This window comes from Pseudomonas sp. MYb193 (assembly GCF_002966775.1).
Lineage (GTDB): Bacteria > Pseudomonadota > Gammaproteobacteria > Pseudomonadales > Pseudomonadaceae > Aquipseudomonas > Aquipseudomonas paracarnis.
Map to the genome: position 1 here is coordinate 187,410 of NZ_CP023269.1, position 17,440 is coordinate 204,849.

14 protein-coding genes are annotated in these 17,440 nt (G+C 58.6%); 13 read left to right on the forward strand and 1 reads right to left on the reverse strand.

Annotation, left to right across the window (positions count from 1 at the left end):
* The first annotated feature begins 2 nt into the window (after nucleotides 1-2).
* From CLM72_RS00785 to CLM72_RS00800, 5 genes are all read left to right on the forward strand, one after another.
* The gene (locus CLM72_RS00785) at nucleotides 3-7,991 is read left to right on the forward strand and encodes a DUF637 domain-containing protein (protein WP_168220160.1); all 7,989 of its coding nucleotides are present in this window, start codon (nucleotides 3-5) and stop codon (nucleotides 7,989-7,991) included.
* Nucleotides 7,988-8,452 carry a hypothetical protein gene (locus CLM72_RS28650; protein ID WP_146120476.1) on the forward strand — a complete coding sequence of 155 codons (465 nt, stop codon included), beginning with the start codon at nucleotides 7,988-7,990 and terminating at the stop codon, nucleotides 8,450-8,452. The genes CLM72_RS00785 and CLM72_RS28650 overlap by 4 nt, the downstream gene beginning before the upstream one ends.
* 204 nt (nucleotides 8,453-8,656) lie before the next feature.
* Nucleotides 8,657-9,130, forward strand: a complete 474-nt coding sequence (gene comJ / locus CLM72_RS00790) for a competence protein ComJ (RefSeq protein ID WP_105225348.1) — start codon at nucleotides 8,657-8,659, stop codon at nucleotides 9,128-9,130.
* Nucleotides 9,131-9,231: 101 nt separating this feature from the next.
* Complete coding sequence (locus CLM72_RS00795; protein WP_105225349.1) at nucleotides 9,232-9,663, forward strand: hypothetical protein; 432 nt, start codon at nucleotides 9,232-9,234, stop codon at nucleotides 9,661-9,663.
* An 88-nt stretch (nucleotides 9,664-9,751) separates the two neighbouring features.
* The gene (locus CLM72_RS00800; protein ID WP_233475105.1) at nucleotides 9,752-10,201 is read left to right on the forward strand and encodes a hypothetical protein; all 450 of its coding nucleotides are present in this window, start codon (nucleotides 9,752-9,754) and stop codon (nucleotides 10,199-10,201) included.
* A gap of 107 nt (nucleotides 10,202-10,308) precedes the next feature.
* Here the strand turns inward: CLM72_RS00800 and CLM72_RS00805 are convergent, their stop codons facing one another.
* Nucleotides 10,309-10,566, reverse strand: coding sequence for a hypothetical protein (locus tag CLM72_RS00805; RefSeq protein WP_105229064.1), 258 nt, complete (start codon nucleotides 10,564-10,566; stop codon nucleotides 10,309-10,311).
* Between the two features lie 343 nt (nucleotides 10,567-10,909).
* On the opposite strand from CLM72_RS00805, the gene CLM72_RS00810 reads away from it, so the two are divergent.
* The 8 genes from CLM72_RS00810 to CLM72_RS00850 all read left to right on the forward strand — a co-directional run bounded on the left by CLM72_RS00810 (nucleotide 10,910) and on the right by CLM72_RS00850 (nucleotide 17,419).
* The gene (locus CLM72_RS00810; RefSeq protein ID WP_169913177.1) at nucleotides 10,910-11,302 is read left to right on the forward strand and encodes a DUF2846 domain-containing protein; all 393 of its coding nucleotides are present in this window, start codon (nucleotides 10,910-10,912) and stop codon (nucleotides 11,300-11,302) included.
* A gap of 73 nt (nucleotides 11,303-11,375) precedes the next feature.
* The gene (locus CLM72_RS00815) at nucleotides 11,376-12,068 is read left to right on the forward strand and encodes a hypothetical protein (protein WP_105225351.1); all 693 of its coding nucleotides are present in this window, start codon (nucleotides 11,376-11,378) and stop codon (nucleotides 12,066-12,068) included.
* Nucleotides 12,069-12,571: 503 nt separating this feature from the next.
* Complete coding sequence (locus tag CLM72_RS00820; RefSeq protein WP_005783620.1) at nucleotides 12,572-13,252, forward strand: CsgG/HfaB family protein; 681 nt, start codon at nucleotides 12,572-12,574, stop codon at nucleotides 13,250-13,252.
* A 29-nt stretch (nucleotides 13,253-13,281) separates the two neighbouring features.
* Nucleotides 13,282-13,644, forward strand: a complete 363-nt coding sequence (locus CLM72_RS00825) for a DUF4810 domain-containing protein (protein WP_005783622.1) — start codon at nucleotides 13,282-13,284, stop codon at nucleotides 13,642-13,644.
* Nucleotides 13,641-14,291: a DUF799 domain-containing protein gene (locus CLM72_RS00830; protein WP_005783625.1), complete on the forward strand. Its 651-nt coding sequence runs from the start codon at nucleotides 13,641-13,643 to the stop codon at nucleotides 14,289-14,291. Before CLM72_RS00825 ends, CLM72_RS00830 begins: the two co-directional genes overlap by 4 nt.
* A gap of 196 nt (nucleotides 14,292-14,487) precedes the next feature.
* Nucleotides 14,488-16,110 (forward strand): VWA domain-containing protein, encoded by a 1,623-nt coding sequence (locus tag CLM72_RS00835; protein WP_105225352.1) that lies wholly within the window; start codon nucleotides 14,488-14,490, stop codon nucleotides 16,108-16,110.
* Nucleotides 16,111-16,262: 152 nt separating this feature from the next.
* Nucleotides 16,263-16,835: an RNA polymerase sigma factor gene (locus CLM72_RS00845; protein WP_105225353.1), complete on the forward strand. Its 573-nt coding sequence runs from the start codon at nucleotides 16,263-16,265 to the stop codon at nucleotides 16,833-16,835.
* Nucleotides 16,832-17,419, forward strand: coding sequence for a hypothetical protein (locus tag CLM72_RS00850; RefSeq protein WP_105225354.1), 588 nt, complete (start codon nucleotides 16,832-16,834; stop codon nucleotides 17,417-17,419). Before CLM72_RS00845 ends, CLM72_RS00850 begins: the two co-directional genes overlap by 4 nt.
* The last annotated feature ends 21 nt before the right edge of the window (nucleotides 17,420-17,440 follow it).

Sequence of the window (17,440 nt, forward strand, 5' to 3'; positions counted from 1 at the left end):
CAATGGATGTTCGCCAATTCGCCTTCCTGGCCCGCCAACCTTCTGCCGCCCTGAAGCGCCGGGACGCGTTCTTCGGCCTGCCCAAGCGCGGGCTGGCCTTGATCCTTGCCAACGCATTGTTCTGGCAGCCGCTGCTGGCCCAGGCTGAGGGCATCGTGGTCAGTGCGCCGGGCACCACCGTGGGCGCGGCGGGCAATGGCGTGCCGGTGGTAAACATCGCCACCCCCAATGGCGCGGGCCTGTCCCATAACCAGTTCAAGGACTACAACGTCGGCCCCAACGGCGTGATCCTCAACAACGGCAACACCGCCATGGTCAACACCCAACTGGGCGGGATCATTGTCGGCAACCCCAACCTCAAGGGCGGCGCGGCGAACGTCATCCTCAACGAAGTCAACGGCGGCAGCCCCAGCCAGTTGCGCGGCTATACCGAAGTGGCGGGGCAGTCGGCCAAGGTCATCGTCGCCAACCCGTACGGTGTGACGTGCAGCGGTTGCGGCTTTATCAACACCCCCAACGTCACCCTCACCACCGGCAAACCGGTGCTCGACGCCAGCGGCCAATTGCAGCGCTATGAAGTGGATGGCGGCGCCGTGACCATCGACGGCCAGGGCTTGAACGCCAGCAACGTCGAGCGCTTCGACATCATCACCCGCTCGGCCAAGATCAACGCACAAATCAACGCCCGCGAACTCAACGTGATCGCCGGGCGCAACGACGTCGATGCGCAAAGCCTGAAAACCACGCCCCGCGCCGATGACGGCAGCGCCAAACCCGAGCTGGCAATCGACTCCTCGGCCCTGGGCGGCATGTATGCCGGCGCGATCAAACTGGTGGGCACCGAGGCCGGTGTGGGCGTGAAGCTCGACGGCACCCTGGCCGCCAGTGGCGGCGATATTCAGCTCGACGCCAACGGGCGCTTGAGCATGGCGCAAACGGTGGCCACCGGTAACGTCAAGGTCACCGCGCAAAACATCGACCTCACCGATAAGGTCTACGCCAACGGCAACGTGCAGGTCGCCAGCGCCCAGGCCCTGGTCAACCGCAAGAGCATCGCCGCTGGCCAGCGCATCGAGATCAACGCGGCCAGCGTGAACAACCCCGGCATCATCGAAGCCGGCGTCGCCGCCGATAACAGCCGCAACACCACCGGCGATCTGGTGGTGAACGCGCAAACCGTCACCACCAGCGGCAACCTGTTGGCCAGCCGCGCCCTGGCGATTACCGCCGCGCAAGCGCTGACCAACCAGGGCGCGATTATTCAGGCCAAGACCGTCGAGGTCAGCAGCGCCAAGCTCACGAACCAAGGCGCCACTGCGCGCCTGTTTGGCGAACAGAGCCTGGTGATCAACTCGCCGGCCATCGTCAACCTTGGCGGCCTGATCCGCTTCGGCGAAGGCCAGGCCGCCACGCTCAATAGCGCCTCCCTGGACAACCGCCAGGGCCGTATCGAAATGGCCGGTGGCAGCCTGGTGCTCACCAGCGCCAACCTGAACAACAGCGGCGGGCAAGTCATCGCCAACGACCTGACCGTCAACGCTGGCAACCTGAACAACCAGAACGGCGTACTGGTGGCCAAGACCGCGACCGTCACTGCCAGCAACCTCGACAACAGCCTCAAGGGCCTGATCCAGGCTGACGGCGGCGCGCTCAACCTCGCCGTTTCCAACACCTTCAACAACAATCAGGGTTTCGCCCAGGCCAGCACCGATCTGAACGTCACTGCCGGCACCCTCAGCAGCAACGCAGGCGGCGTACTCAGCGCCGACACCGGCAAGCTCACCCTCACCGCCGCGCAACAGCTCAACAACGCCCAGGGCCGCTTGCAGGCCGGGCAGGGCGATATCGAGTTGCACGCCGCGAACCTGGATAACCAGAGCGGCACGATCGTCGGCAAGCAACTGCTGCTCGACGTGGCCGGCGGCGACATCGACAACCGCGCCGGGCGCGTGTTGGGCGACCACCTCGACGTACGCGCCTCGGGCCTCGACAACCGCAACGCCGGCCTGCTGGCCGGTGGCGCCCAGGGCGTAAGTCTGTTGCTCAAAGGCCCGGGCCAGTTGCTCAACGCCCAGGGCCGCATCCAGAGCGAGGGCCTGCTGCAACTGCAAGGCGAGCGCTTGGACAACAGTGCCGGCATCCTGCTGGGCCAGACCGTCGACGTGACCGCGCAGACCTTCACCAACAGCAACAAAGGCGCGCTGGTCAGCGACGGCGGCGACGTGGTGCTCAAGGTCAGCGACCTGCTCACCAACGTCGGCGGCCAGATCGACGCGGGCGAACGCAGCGTGCTGGTCAAGCAGCTCACCACCCTTAACAACGACGGCGGCACCCTGCGCGGCAAGCGCCTGGACATCGCCGCCCAGCACCTGAACAACGACAACGGCCAACTGCTGGCCGGCGCCGAAGGCCTGAGCTACAGCGGCCAGGATGTGAGCAACCGCAAGGGCCTGATCCTCAGCGGCGGCGCCCTCACCGAACTGAACACCACCCGCCTGGATAACCAGGGCGGCACCGTGCAGGGCGACAGCCTGAGCGTCACCGCCAACAGCGTCGACAACGCCAGCGGCGGCCTGATGGCCAGCCTGGTCGGCAACCTGCAACTGACCGTAGAAGCCCTGGCCAACCGTGGCGGCAAACTGTTCGGCAAAGAACAAGTGACCGTCAGCGGCGCCAGCCTCGACAACAGCGCGGGTGGCCAGGTCAGCGGCAATCAGATCAACCTGACCTCACGCGACACCCTCACCAACCAGGGCGGCCTGATCGAAGCCAACCAGGGCCTGACCCTCACCGGCGGCAACCTGGATAACAGCGCCAGCGGGCAACTGCGTGCCCTGGGCGGCGCCAGCAGCAAACTCAACCTCAGCGGCGCGTTGAACAACCACAACGGCACCCTCGAATTCGGCAGCCAGGCCTTCAGCCTTGACGCCGCCAGCCTCAACAACCAGAGCGGCATGCTGCAACACGCTGGCACCGGCCTGTTCCACCTCAACACCGCCAGCCTCGAAGGCAGCCAGGGCAATATCCAGGGCATGGGCAGCGCCGACTGGGCATTCGGCAACGTTGACGGCCTGGGCCGCGTGCAACTTAACGACGTGCTCACCTACAAGAGCGACCAAGGGCTGGCCCTCAAGGCCGGTGACCGCATGGCCAGCGCCAAGGGCTTGATCCTCAACGTGGCCAGCCTGGACAACGGCGGCGAACTGCTCAGCGACGGTGACATCAGCATCACCACCGGCGATATCACCAACAGCGGCCGCGTCTCGGCCCTGCAAACACTCACCGTCGCCGCCAACAACCTCAGCCAGAACGGCGGCCGCCTGGCGGCCACCAATACGCGCCTGACCCTGGGCGGCACCCTGGACAACCTCGGGTTCCTCACCGCCCGCCAGCAACTGGATATCGCCGCCGCGCAAATCAACAACCGTGGCACCCTCGGTGCCCAGGGCGCGGTGAACCTCACCGCAGTCAACGGCATCACCAATGCCGCCGACACGCTGCTGTTCAGCGGCGGCGACATGACCTTGCGCAGCAATGGCTTCAGCAACAGCTATGGCGATGTCTACAGCAAAGGCAACCTGAGCTTCGCCGCCCGCGATGGCGGGCGTGCCGTGCTGTTCAGCAACCGCTCCGGCACCGTGGAAAGCGAAGGCTCGATTGGCATCAATGCGGGCTTTATCGAAAACGCCAAAGACGCATTCGAACTCGGGCAAACGCTGACCACCGGCAGCTTGAGTTGGATCTGTGGCCAGCACTGCGGCGAGAGCGACAACTGGGAACGTGGCGAGATCACCATCTACGAAACGTACCTCGAGGCGGCGACCAAGGACTCGGTAGCGGCGCGCCTGGTGGCGGGCAAAAACATGCTGCTGCAAGGCGACACGGTGCAGAACCGCTACAGCCTGATGGCCGCCAATGGCGACCTGAGCATCACTGCCGGTGACCTGCTCAACCAGGGCGCCGCCACGCGCACGGGCCAGCGCAAGCTTGTCATCGGCACGCCAGGTCACGTCTCCGACGATTTGTTTGAACGCATGCAATATGTCGACGTGCCCGCGTTCAATGCGGCCACGGCGGCAGGGAATTTCGACAAGGCGCGCTTCGAAGAACTCAAAAGCCGCTCACCCAATAGCCTGCCGTTCGCCTACGCAAGTGACGTCACCACCTGGACCAACAACAGCGGCCGCGGCTACGACGCCACCCTGCAAGCGGGCGGCACGGTCAACCTCAACGTCACCCGCACCCTGCAAAACGGCACGCTGCACAACAACACCCTGGCCCAGTTGACCGGCACCCTCGGCGACGACCAGACCGGCATCCCCGTCGGCGGCATCAACATCAACCTGAGCAAACACGCCAACGACCCGAGCGCCCAGGCGCCCGGCAGCGTATTGCCCGTCGTGGGCGTGGCCCCTGGCGGCGGCTTCGTGCCCGTGGACTACACCGGCACCGCCTTCGCCCCGGTCGACCCCACCACCTCGCCGACCTTCCAACTGCCCAAGGGCGAGTACGGCCTGTTCGTCAAGAACGCCGACCCTACCAGCCATTACCTGATCGAAACCAACCCCGAATTCACCTCGGTGTCGGGCTTCTTCAGCTCCGACTACATGCTCGGCAAACTTGGTTTCACTGCCGACAACGCCTGGCGCCGCCTCGGTGACGGCCAGTACGAAACCCGCCTGATCCGCGACGCCGTCCTCGCGCAAACCGGCCAACGCTTCCTCGCCGGCGGCCTGTACAGCGACGCCGACCAGTTCCGCTACCTGATGGACAATGGCCTTGCCAGCAAAGACGCCCTGCGCCTGAGCCTGGGCGTGGCCCTTACCGATCAGCAAGTCGGCGCCCTGACCCACGACATCGTGTGGATGGAAAACCGCGTCATCGACGGCCAGACCGTGCTCGTGCCGGTGCTGTACCTGGCCCAGGCCGACTCGCGCAACGTACGCGGCAACAGCCTCATCCAAGGCCGCGACCTCAACCTGGTCACCGGCGGCGACCTGATCAACGTCGGCACCCTGCGCGCCAGCAACAACCTCTCCGCCATCAGCAGCGGCAGTATCTACACCGGCGGCCTGGTCGAAGCCGGCAACAACCTCAGCCTGCTGGCCCAGGACAGCATTCGCAACGCCATGGCCGGCGAAATCCGCGGCAAACAAGTCAGCCTTACGGCCCTCAAAGGCGACATCACCAACGAAACCACCGCCATCCAGGTACGTGACGGCGCCGGCATGCGCACCCTCACCGACACCAGCGCCGGCACCATCGTCGCCCGCGAAAACCTCGCCATCGACGCCGGCCGCGACCTCACCAACCGAGGCGCACTGGTAGCGGGCAACGACGCCAACTTAACCGCCGGCCGCGACCTCAACCTCATCGCCGCCAGCGACACCAGCGTCAAACACGAGACCCGCGACGGCGGGGAGAAATCCAGCATCACCACCGACGTCAAAAACCTCGCCGCCAGCGTCACGGTGGGCGGCAACCTCAACATGCAGGCCGGGCAAGACGTCAACATCATCGGCAGCACCGCCACCGCCGGCAAAGACCTCAACATCGCCGCCGGCCGCGACCTCAACGTCGCCTCGGTCAGCGACATGCACAACGTCGAGGGCAAGGAAAAGGATGGCAAAAAACGCATCAAGACTTCGGACGACCAGACCACCCAAGTGGCGAGCGTACTGACGGCGGGTGGGGATTTTGTCAGCCAGGCGGGGCGTGACACCACGATCGTGGCGAGCAGGATCAGTGCGGGGAATGAGGCTTATCTGTATAGCGGGGATAAGTTGAGTTTGTTGGCGGCTGAGAATAGTACGCATACGTTGTATGACATGAAGGAGAAGGGAAGCTGGGGCGCTAAAAAGGCGCAGATGGATGAAGTGACCCGCACCACCCAGGTAGGGAGCGAGATCAAGACAGGTGGCAACCTAGTCCTTAAAAGCGACGGCGACCAGCTGTATCAAGTTGCGAAGCTTAATAGCGGCAAGGACATCATCCTTGATAGCGGTGGTGCAATTGTCTTTGAAGGCGTCAAGGACCTGCACGATGAGAGCCACACTAAGAGCAAAAGCGACCTCTCGTGGTTCAGCGCTAAGGGCAAAGGTAATACAGACGAAACCTTGCGTCAGAGCGAGTTGGTTGCCCAAGGAAAACTTGTCATCAAGGCCGCCGAAGGCATTCGTATCGACGTCAAACAGGTCGATCAGCAGACTGTAAGCCAGACCGTTGATGCGATGGTCAAGGCTGATCCTAATTTGGCCTGGCTCAAGCAAGCTGAAGCGCGTGGCGACATTGATTGGCGCCAGGTGAAAGAGATTCACGAGAGCTTCAAGTACGACAACTCAGGGTTGGGCGCCGGTGCCAAGATTGCGATTGCGATCATGATGGCGGCGATTATGGGGCCGGTAGGTTTTGGGCTGCAGGGCGCCACCCTTGCGGTGAGCACCAGCTTGAGTACGACCGCAGTCACCAGCACCATCAACAACAAAGGCAATTTGGGTGCAGCGCTTAAGGAAACGGTCAGCGCCAATAGCCTGAAAAGCGCAGCGGTCGCCGGGTTCACGGCGGGGGCTCTTGAGTATGCCGACACCAATTGGTTCGCTGGTGCTGACGGCGCAGGTGCAGGCACAAGTACAAGCACAGTCCAAGGTGTTACCCCGAGTACGGGTTCAACCTTGGCGGTTACGAACTCCTCCAAAGATATTTTCACCTGGACGTCAGCAGGCGATATCGCGCTGCGTACCGGTGGCCGGGCGGTAATCTCTAGCGGAATATCGACGGCCATTCAAGGGGGAAGCTTTGGCGACAACTTCAATGCGGCCTTGTTGGGAGAGGCTGGCAACGTTGCAATGGCTACCGGTTTTAATTGGGTGGGTGATTACGTCACGTTCCCCAATGGCAGCCCTCAAAAGATTATTGCGCACGCTTTGATGGGGGGATTGTTAGCAGAGGCCACCGGCAGTGACTTTAAAACAGGTGCGGCGGCGGCCGGGTTAAACGAGGCATTAATTAACCAGCTTGCTTGGGCTGCGCAGGGAAATAAAGATATTACCTTGATGCTCTCACAGTTAACCGGCTTGGTGGCGGCGGCTGCAGTAGACGGCGATTTGGAAAAAGGGGCTCAGGTTGCGCAAAAGGCGACTACGTTTAATTATTTAACCCATCAAAAATTTGATGAGGTTAATAATTGCATGTCGGGGAGGACCTGCTCGACAGATGCTGAAAAAAATGCCGCGAAAACGGAAGCAGAACGTCTAAGTAAGCTTCTGGATGACGAAATGAACGATGTGTGTTCCAAAAATCCTGGTAGCGACAGCTGTCGGACTGCGGTGAATTCAGCTATAAAGTACGCTGCAATTCAAGAAGCGTGGAGTGTAATGCATAGTGATGTTGAGCGCTCTACGAAGAACACATTCAATTATTTATATAATACTGAGCAAGGAAAAGAATCTTTCGTATCTTATTTTAATACGATTGACAATCGAGCAAACTTTTTTTCCGCCAGTGATACTTACGAGCATCAATTAGGCGTTGGTGCAAGATGGTTTGGAGGCGCAGATGCTGTCTCGCGTGCACCTATTACAGGGTTGGGGGCGGACGGGAATGCATCATACTTAACCTTTGGAGCGGGATGGGCGTTAGCGCCTGTATATGATTGGCGTAAGGCGGCAGGAGATGCTCTTATGACTGGCGGTTACGATAACTTTAAAGCCCTTTATGATAAAAAGGCGACCGACCCAGTAGCTTGGGATATAAGTCAGCTAAAAAATGAGCAGGCAACGCTCCAGCCTATTCATGAAGCATACTTGCAGGATCATAAGCGGTTTGTAGAATTGACCAAGGAAGCCACCAGTGTCGATGGTCCTATGAAATATATCCCTTTTGTGGAAACTCAGCGCATAGAGGGCGGCGTTGATATTTTGGATTACAAATCAAGAGTTACGTTTGGATGTAAGTTGCTCGGTTATTCAGCAAGCCAAGGGTGCGCGCCATGAACGTCAAGAAATACCCAACAATGAAAATATTTTTCGTATTTTTATTTTGCCCTTTTTTCGCAGGTCTAATCATAGGGCCAATTTCTCTAATTGTTATGCTGGTAGGTCTGTTTAGTGATGCTCGTTTGTTAGGGCAAGTCAGGGGGGGGGAAGCGTTTTCAGTCCTGTTGACTGCTCCACTTTTTGCGGAGTTGGTTTTTTTTGTCCCTTCTCTTGTATTTGCATGCTGTATAAGTTTTGTTAAGCCAGTTAGAAGTTTTAAAGTTTGCAGGAATGTTTCGATTTGCGGGGCTGTGGTTGCTTCGTTGTGGATGTTTTTGTCGGACTGTTATTTACTTCGTAATAGTGCTGGTTACAGCTTTATGGACAGTATGCTCCCTGCTTCGATTGCTTTTTTTGGAGGGGCGCTAATTACGGGGCTGCTATCGTATTGGAGCTTACCGAAATATTCCCCTGATTGAGGTTACGAAAGGGAGGAGGGTTTATTTAAATAAACCTCGATAGAGGCAGAGGTGAGACTAAACCCTAGACATGAGAAAAGGGAGCGGATTTATTTGAGCTCGGAATGTCGGTAGAAAAGCAAATTAAATAAATCTGCCATCTTCTCCACCCTTTTCATGCGGACTGTCCGGTGGGGAGAAAGTCAGAATTAAGGTGGTGGGCTCATGGCTGGATTCAAAGAAAGTATATATTTGTCTTATTCGCAGTTTTGCGTATTTTTGAGTTCGCTTGATCAGCCGTATAACGATTGGAGTGATCGTAGTTATGCACAAGGATTTGTGTGGAGGTCGGGGAGTGTCTCTTTTAAAGCGCTGGTTGACGAAGGGAGTCATATAATTAATTTTTTCATTAACGAACAAGTACCAGCTATAAACGCAGATGTGGTTCGGGCCTTTAAAGTTCCCTTCTCGGTGAGAGATAGAAATATTGAGGTTGGTAGTATTTCGAGTACGGTTCCTCTAGAGCTGCCTGAAGGAGATTATTCTCTTCAGGTCGAATTTATAAGACCCTCCTCAAGTGGAGTGTATGAAATAAATGTCCATTTGAATTTAGGGGGCTGCGATTTTGAGGTGTTGAGAGCAGACGCCGAAATTGACGAGCAAGGTGAGTTTGATATCGATGCGGTTCCTGCGGGATAAAATTTCGGAGAAATGGGGGCGGATTTATTTTAATTCGAGATGGCGGTAAAAAAGCCTATTAAATAAAGCTGTCCCCTTTTGTTCAAAAAAGGAGCTGAATAGTGCATTCCGTACCGCTAGAACATGAGAAGCAAAAATTGATTTTCTACGTGGCTCAGGACTTAGATCAGTCTATTAGATCTCATGTGCAGCAGCTTGTGAATGAGGTCGCCGCGTCAAGAATATGGAGCATTGCCCCGCCAACCTTTATTGACGCGATAGACGAAGGGGGCGCGGAAGTAGTGGGTGGAATGTTGGAGATTTATTCAGCGCTGCAACCAAGCATACTCTCCGTTGATATGGAGTCGAAAAATCTAGATGAAGTAGAAGAAATAATCTGCGCTGTAAGAATGTTATCTGAAAAAGAGAATATTTCTTTTGAATTTCAACTGGATACAACTTTTGTTGGCGCCATTGATGATGGTGTTATTGGCCGAGTCTTGCTGGAAGGACTGCTCGTGCCGTGGCGAAATCATATGAAAGGAAAAAGTTGAGTTGGTGCAAAGAGAAGAAAAGGGCATAGATTTATTTTGATTCGAGATCGCAGAAAAACCAATCAATGGTTGAAGGGAGCTATAAATAATGACTGATGAATCAAAAAAAGGATTTTGGCGCTGGGGTTTTGTACTGTTGTTTGTTGGTATAGCAGCGGTCTTGATAAAACAAGCAACAGAAGAAACGCCTGAGCCTAGCAAAACAACCTTTCTTAGTGACTTGATAATCGTCACCGCGCGAACGCATGCCCGTAATTGGAAGGTTGACGAAAATACAGAGCTTGTTCGTATGGAGGCGACTAATAGCCATACAATAACGGTTTATTATTCTTTATTAAATTATGATCTTGATGTTGCCGGCTTTGACTTAGACGCTACTAAGTCAGCAGTTGTAAAGATTTTTTGTGATCCGAAAAATTTTGAAGAACAATCCATTTTTTCGCTGGGCGGTACTTACGTTTATGTTTTTGGTAGCAAAAATGTAAAAGAAATTGGCCGGTTCGAATTCAACAAACACAGTTGTGAAGGTTCTTTGTAAGCTATTTGATCATCGAGGCGGAGCAGTGCGAAAGGGCAGATTTATTTAGCCTTTACCCTTCCGGCGCGAGGCCAAAGCGGGCGACACGAAGGCCGCCCTATTTCCACTCAGGACGGATCGGCGTTAAGCCTGCGACTGATGACATCCAGCAAATCACACCCATCGCGCAGCGGAATGGCCAGCAAGTGGGCGAAGTCTGAAAGTACTACGGCATCGCTGCTGAGTTGTTCGCGAAAGGCCAGGTTTTCCAGCAGTTGGGTGACGGCCCGAATGCGGTGCACGGCGGCGTCGTGAAGGACGTCGAGAGGTGCCTGGGTGTCGATGATCAGGGCTGGGACGGTGCAGTCGTGGCAGGTTAGGGGAATGTATCGATTCATCATTAAGCTCTCTGGATTATTGAGGGCTCGTTCTTCGGGTCGCCAAACCCGGTCGCTTTTTGAGCGACGGCCGGACTATAAGCGCCTCAGCTAAAACCGTGCAAGGCGTCACACTGATGGCACACATTGCTCATGTCACGCCATCCATTGCCGACACAACGGCAATGACCAACGCATCCAAAAATGAGACCCCGCCATCATCGGCACTCTCAAAACCGCTCCACCGTTACCCACAAGGAAGAAATACATGATCAAGCTGTTCTGCAAAGCCGCTGTCGTTCTGTCCCTGGCCACGCTGTTTGGCTGTTCCTCGACGCCGTCGGTGGAGAAGATGCAGGCTGACGTGGCGAACTATTCGCTGCCCAAGGCTGCCGTGGCCGATAAAGGTTTGGTGTACGTCGTGCGCCCGAGCAACGTAGGAATGTTGGTGCGGTTCAATGTGTTCCTAGATGACAAGGAAGCCGACTCGGAGATGGGTTACAACCGTGGTAACCAGTACATCTATTTTTTCGTGACACCGGGCAAACACGTGATCAGCTCCAAGGCTGAAAACTGGGCGGATATGCCGATTGATGTAAAGGCGGGCGAGGTGGTTTACCTCAAGCAGGAAGTCGAAATGGGCTTCGCCGTGGCGCGTAACAGCCTCAAAGCGCTGAGCGAAGTCGAAGGCCGTTATCTGGTCAAGGATGCGTCCTTGGGCACCATTGCCAAAGAAAGCAAATGAGTTGAGCCAGTGTGTCGGCAGGGCCCAGGCCCTGCCGACTTCTCGTATTCACTGCAAACATTAAAGGACCAATGTGAAAAATCTCCTCCTCACTCTCTTCGCCACCCTCATCCTCGGCGGTTGCGTCAGCCACCCTCTCACCCCCGAAAACCGCGCGCAGATCAAGACCGTCAAAGTCCTGCCCGTGAAGTGGGAAAAGAACATGGTGTACTTCGGCCGCGAACAGGCCTGGGGCGCGGCCCTGGGTGCCGGGGTTGGCGCGGGTGTTGGCATGGCCAGCGGGGCGTCCAAGGTGGGTACTGCGGCGTTGAGTGGCGCCGGGTTTGCCGGCGGCATGAAGCTTGGGCAGTTGGCCGAGATGCCGACGCCGGTGGCTATTCTGACGGTGATGGAGGCGGAAAAACTCGATGTAGGCGTGTTGCTTAAGCAGGGCTTTGTCGATGAGTTGGGCAAGACTTCGACGCTCAAGGTGGTCGGCGATGATGAGCCGGCTGATGCGCAGATTCAGCTGACCGTGTCCGAGTGGGGCTTTCGCCTGACCCAGGGTTTCAGCAGCGTGATTTATCCGACCCTTAACGTGTTAGCTCAGATGGATCGCGGCGATGAGATGATCTGGCGCACCTTTGAAGCAGTTACGCCGTTCAATGGCCAGAACGTCTATGGCTACACGCCGCTCACTTACCGCACTGACCCTGAAGCCTTGCGCCGGGCGTTGACCGGGATTACGCAGATTTCTGCGCAGTATCTGGTGAAGGAGCTCAAGTAGGGCTGTGCGAAGGCTCGCTGTTGTTGGTGGGCGGGTTTGTCTTAATGCCAGTCAGGGTTAGCGCAGTTCCCCTGTGGGAGCGGGCTTGCTCGCGAAGGCGGTGTGTCAGTCGCTGCACCTGTTGCTGCACTACCGCTTTCGTAGGCAAGCCAGCTCCCACATTGGATCTTCGTTGCTTTGGGCATTGCGTTCGTTTAATTGATCGGCATTGGGCTTGCCCGCGAAGGCGGTGTGTCAGTCGCTGCATCTGTTGCTGCACTACCGCTTTCGCAGGCAAGCCAGCTCCCACATTTGATCTTCGTTGCTTTGAGTGTTGCGGTCGGCAGTAGGCTAAGCCCCCCGACCTATGGCCGAAACAACTTGAGAACCGCTCTCAACCCCGTAAAATGCCGCAGCCGTTGCATCACCGTCTTTCAGGGAAGAATTCAGGCCAGCACGTTTTCAGGCTGCCTTTCTCCTTGGAAAACCCAGCAACGCTGATTTCCTCACCCAAGGAGCACCCTGTGAAGACACTGTCCAAAATCCTGCTGTCGGGCCTCACCGCCGCGGCGCTGTTGACCGTGGCCGGTTGCGCCACCGAGAGCAACCGCGCGATGCCGGTGGAGCAAGTCGCCAGCGCCCACGTGGCCTATTCCGGCGTGCGTGTGCCGATTGCCGTGGGTAAGTTCGATAACCGCTCCAGCTACATGCGTGGCATCTTCTCCGATGGCGTTGACCGTCTCGGCGGCCAGGCCAAGACCATCCTTATCACCCACTTGCAGCAGACCAACCGCTTCAGCGTGCTGGACCGCGACAACATGGGCGAGATCTCCCAGGAAGCCAAGATCAAAGGCACCGTGCAGAAGCTCAAGGGCGCTGACTATGTGGTGACTGGCGATGTGACCGAGTTCGGCCGCAAAGAAACCGGCGACCGCCAGCTGTTCGGCATCCTCGGCCGTGGCAAGACCCAAGTGGCCTACGCCAAAGTCGCGTTGAATATCGTCAACATCAACACCTCCGAAGTGGTGTATTCCACCCAGGGCGCCGGTGAGTACGCGCTGTCCAACCGTGAAGTGATCGGCTTCGGCGGCACCGCCAGCTATGACTCCACCCTCAATGGCAAGGTGCTGGACCTGGCCATGCGCGAAGCGATCAACCGCCTGGTCGACGGCATCAACGCCGGCGCCTGGAACCCGCGTAACTGATCAGCCACACCACAAGGAGCAGTACACGGATGAGCAAGGCAGTTAAGTTGGCGCTGACGCTGGCAGCAATCGCGACGGTAGCCGGGTGCCAGACGGCGCCCCAGCCCCTGTATCAATGGGAGAGCTACCAGCCGCAGGTTTACGAGTACTTCAAGGGCGAGCCCAAGGAAGCGCAGGTGGAAGCACTGGAGCGCGATCTGCAGAAGATCAACGCCAGTGGCCGCAAGGCACCGCCGGGTTACCACGCGCACCTGGGCATGCTGTACATGAACATGGGCAAGGATGACCAGATGGTGCAGGAGTTTCGCACCGAGAAGGCGCTGTTCCCCGAATCTGCTGCGTACATGGACTTTCTGTTGAAAAACGCCAAAGCCGGAGTCGCCACCAAATGAGCCTGTTAAAACTCACCGGCGCGTTGCTGGCCCTGGCGTTGCTCGGCGGTTGCGCCGCACCCAAGACGGTCGATTATTCGGCGTACAAACAGGCGCGGCCCAAGTCGATCCTGGTACTGCCGCCGATCAATGAATCGCCGGAAGTGCAGGCGTCCTACAGCCTGGTGTCGCAAGTCACCTACCCGCTGGCCGAAGCAGGCTACTACGTGTTGCCGATTGCCCTGGTGGACGAAACCTTCCGCCAGAACGGCCTCACCACCGCCAACGATATCCAGGCCGTACAGCCGGCCAAGCTGCATGACATCTTTGGTGCGGACGCGGCGCTGTACATCACCATCAGCGAGTACGGCACTCAGTACATGCTGATCTCCAGCGACACCTCGGTGACGGCCTCGGCCAAACTGGTGGACCTGCGCACCGGCACCACCCTGTGGACAGGTTCGGCGCGGGCGTCGAGCGAGGAGGGCAACAACAACGGTGGCGGCCTGGTGGGCATGCTGATCACGGCGGCGGTCAAGCAGGTGATCAACAGCTCCACCGATGCGGCACACCCGATTGCCGGTATCACCAGTGCGCGGTTGCTGTCGGCAGGGCAACGCACCGGTATCTTGTACGGCCCGCGTAACCCCAAGTACGGCACGGACTAAGAGAACACCGCCATTCAACTGTGGGAGCTGGCTTGCCTGCGATAGCGGTGGGCCAGTGCTGGAAAGGCTGCCTGACACACCGCTATCGCAGGCAAGCTCCCACATTGATCGGGGTGAATTTCCAAGGTTTAACCCGAACCCAACCTTCCTCGCGTCTGACCTTGTGAACGGACTATTCATTCACGAGGTTCAGCCCATGTCCCGCCCTCTGCTCTGCCTGCGTCCCGCTGCCCAAGGCTTCACCGTTACCCTGCTGGTAGCGCTGGCCGGGTGTGGGCTGTCTTCCTCTCCCGAGGTAGCCAAACCCGCACAACCCATCGCCGAGTTGCACAGCGCGCCGGTTGAGGGCGCGATGGCCAAACGCATGGTCATGCCGGCACCGATCATGGTGCGTGAAATGGCGATGATGAATGACCGCAGCGAACCCCGCGAGCAATACGCCAACCTGCCCGACAACCCGGTGCACCGCGTCGCCGAAACCCCGGTCTCCACCTTCAGCGTGGATGTCGACACGGGCAGCTACGCCAACGTACGGCGCTTCCTCAACCAAGGCCGCCTGCCGCCCGAAGGCGCGGTGCGGTTGGAGGAAATGGTCAACTACTTTCCCTACCACTACGCACTGCCCACCGACGGCTCACCCTTTGGCGTCACCACCGAAGTTGCCACTACGCCGTGGAACCCGCGCACAAAACTGCTGCGCATTGGCATCAAAGCCTCCGATAAAACCGTGGCCGAACTGGCGCCTGCCAACCTGGTGTTCCTGGTGGACGTGTCCGGCTCCATGGACCGCCGCGAAGGCTTGCCGTTGGTCAAAAGCACGCTGAAATTACTGGTGGACCAACTGCGCGATCAGGACCGCGTGTCACTGGTGGTGTACGCCGGTGAGTCCCGCGTGGTGCTCAAGCCCACCTCGGGGCATGACAAAACCAAGATCCGCAACGCCATCGACCAACTCACCGCCGGCGGCTCCACCGCAGGCGCGTCCGGCATCGAACTGGCCTACCAGATGGCCCGCGAAGGCTTTATCGACCAAGGCATCAACCGCATCCTGCTGGCCACCGACGGCGACTTCAACGTGGGCATCAGCGACTTCGACAGCCTCAAGCAAATGGCGGTAACCCAGCGCAAAAGCGGCGTGTCCCTGACCACCCTCGGCTTCGGTGTGGATAACTACAACGAACACCTGATGGAACAACTGGCCGATGCGGGCGATGGCAACTACGCCTACATCGACAACCTGCGCGAAGCGCGCAAGGTGCTGGTGGAACAACTTAGTTCGACCCTGGCGGTGGTGGCCAGGGATGTAAAACTGCAGGTTGAATTCAACCCGGCGCAGGTCAGCGAGTACCGCCTGCTGGGCTATGAAAACCGCGCCCTGAAGCGTGAGGATTTCAACAACGACAAAGTCGATGCCGGCGAGATTGGTGCAGGGCACACTGTGACCGCGCTGTATGAAATCGTGCCCAAGGGCGAGAAGGGCTGGTTGGAGCCTCTGCGCTATGCCGCTGCGCCTGCGGACGCAAGCCAATCCGCGGAGCTTGCGATGCTTCGGGTGCGCTACAAACCCGCTGCGGGCGGTAACAGTCAGTTGATCGAACGCCCCATCGCCAACCAAACCACCCCGGCCAGCGATGATCTGCGCTTCGCGTCTGCCGTGGCCGCCTTCGCCCAACAGCTCAAGGGCGATGGCCGCTACACTGGCACCATGAGTGTGCAAGACACCGCCAAACTGGCGCGCTCGGCCCGCGGCGCTGACCCGTTCGGGCTGCGCAACGAGTTCGTGCAACTGGTGGAATTGGCCCAAAGCCTCAAACCCTGATCTCCACCACAACAATGAACCAATGTGGGAGCTGGCTTGCCTGCGATGCAGACAACTCGGTCCATCAGGCACACCGAGTGGATGCCATCGCGAGCAAGCCCGCTCCCACACTTAGCCCTGCTTCGGCTGACAAAAAGGAGTTCGCCCACTACATGGCCGTTCCAGATGACTCACCCAGCGACGAATCGCTGCTGGCCCGCTACCGAACCGGCGACGCTGCCGCCTTCGAAGCCTTGTACACGCGCCACCGCCAGGGCCTGTACCGCTTCCTCGTGTCCCTGTGCAACAAAGCCGAACTGGCCGAAGAAATCTACCAGGACACCTGGCTCAGCCTGATCCGCAGCACCACCCAGCCACAAGGCCGGGCGAGTTTTCGTACCTGGTTGTTCCAGATCGCCCGCAACCGCCTGATCGACCACTGGCGCAAGCACGGCATCCACAACCCCTTGCACGACAGCTACGATGAACAGCTGCACGCCCAGGCCGACGACAGCGACGGCCCCGAGCAGCAACTGACCCTCAGCCGCGACCAGGCGCGCCTCGACGCGGCCCTGCAAGCGTTGCCCGAAGACCAGCGCGAAGTGTTTCTGCTGCGCCTGCACGGCGAGCTCGAAGTACCGCAAATCGCCACCCTCACCGGCGCCCCGCTGGAAACCGTAAAAAGCCGCTTGCGCTACGCCCTGCAAAAAATGCGGCGCCTGCTGGCCGAGGAGGTACCTGTATGACTGACTCCCGACACACCCCAGACGACGCGCTGCTCCAGCACTATCGTCAACACAGCACGGGCGAGCCGCCCGCGTCCCTCGACGCCTTCATCCTCAACGCTGCCCGTCGCGAAGCCCCGCAGCCGCAACCCAGCCTGTGGCAACGCTGGCTGCAAGCCTGCCAACGCCCGCGCTGGCAAATGGCATTTGCCACCGTCGCCGGGTTGGCATTGATGATCGGCGTGGTCATGCGCTCCCCCGTGCCGCAACCCGAAATCTCCACCGCGACATTCTCTGCGCCGCACCACGAAGAAGCCGCCCAGCCAGCGCCGCAAGCCTTCTCCGCCCCCGCGCCAATGGCCCGGATGGCGATAGCGCCACGGGTTGAAAGTGCGCCTGCTCAAGCCGAAAGCGCAGTGGCGGATCAGCCAGCGCTGAAACTCAGCAAACGGGCGCTGCCTACGTTGGAAGCAGGTCTGCAGGAAATTGTGAACCTGCGTCGAGCGGGTGAAACCAGGGCCGCGGATGAAAAACTGCTGGCGCTGTACCAACGCTTTCCCGAGGAGGACTTGCCGGCACGGCTAGAGGCGTTGCAACAGCAGTGAACCCGCCGCCACGAACCAGCC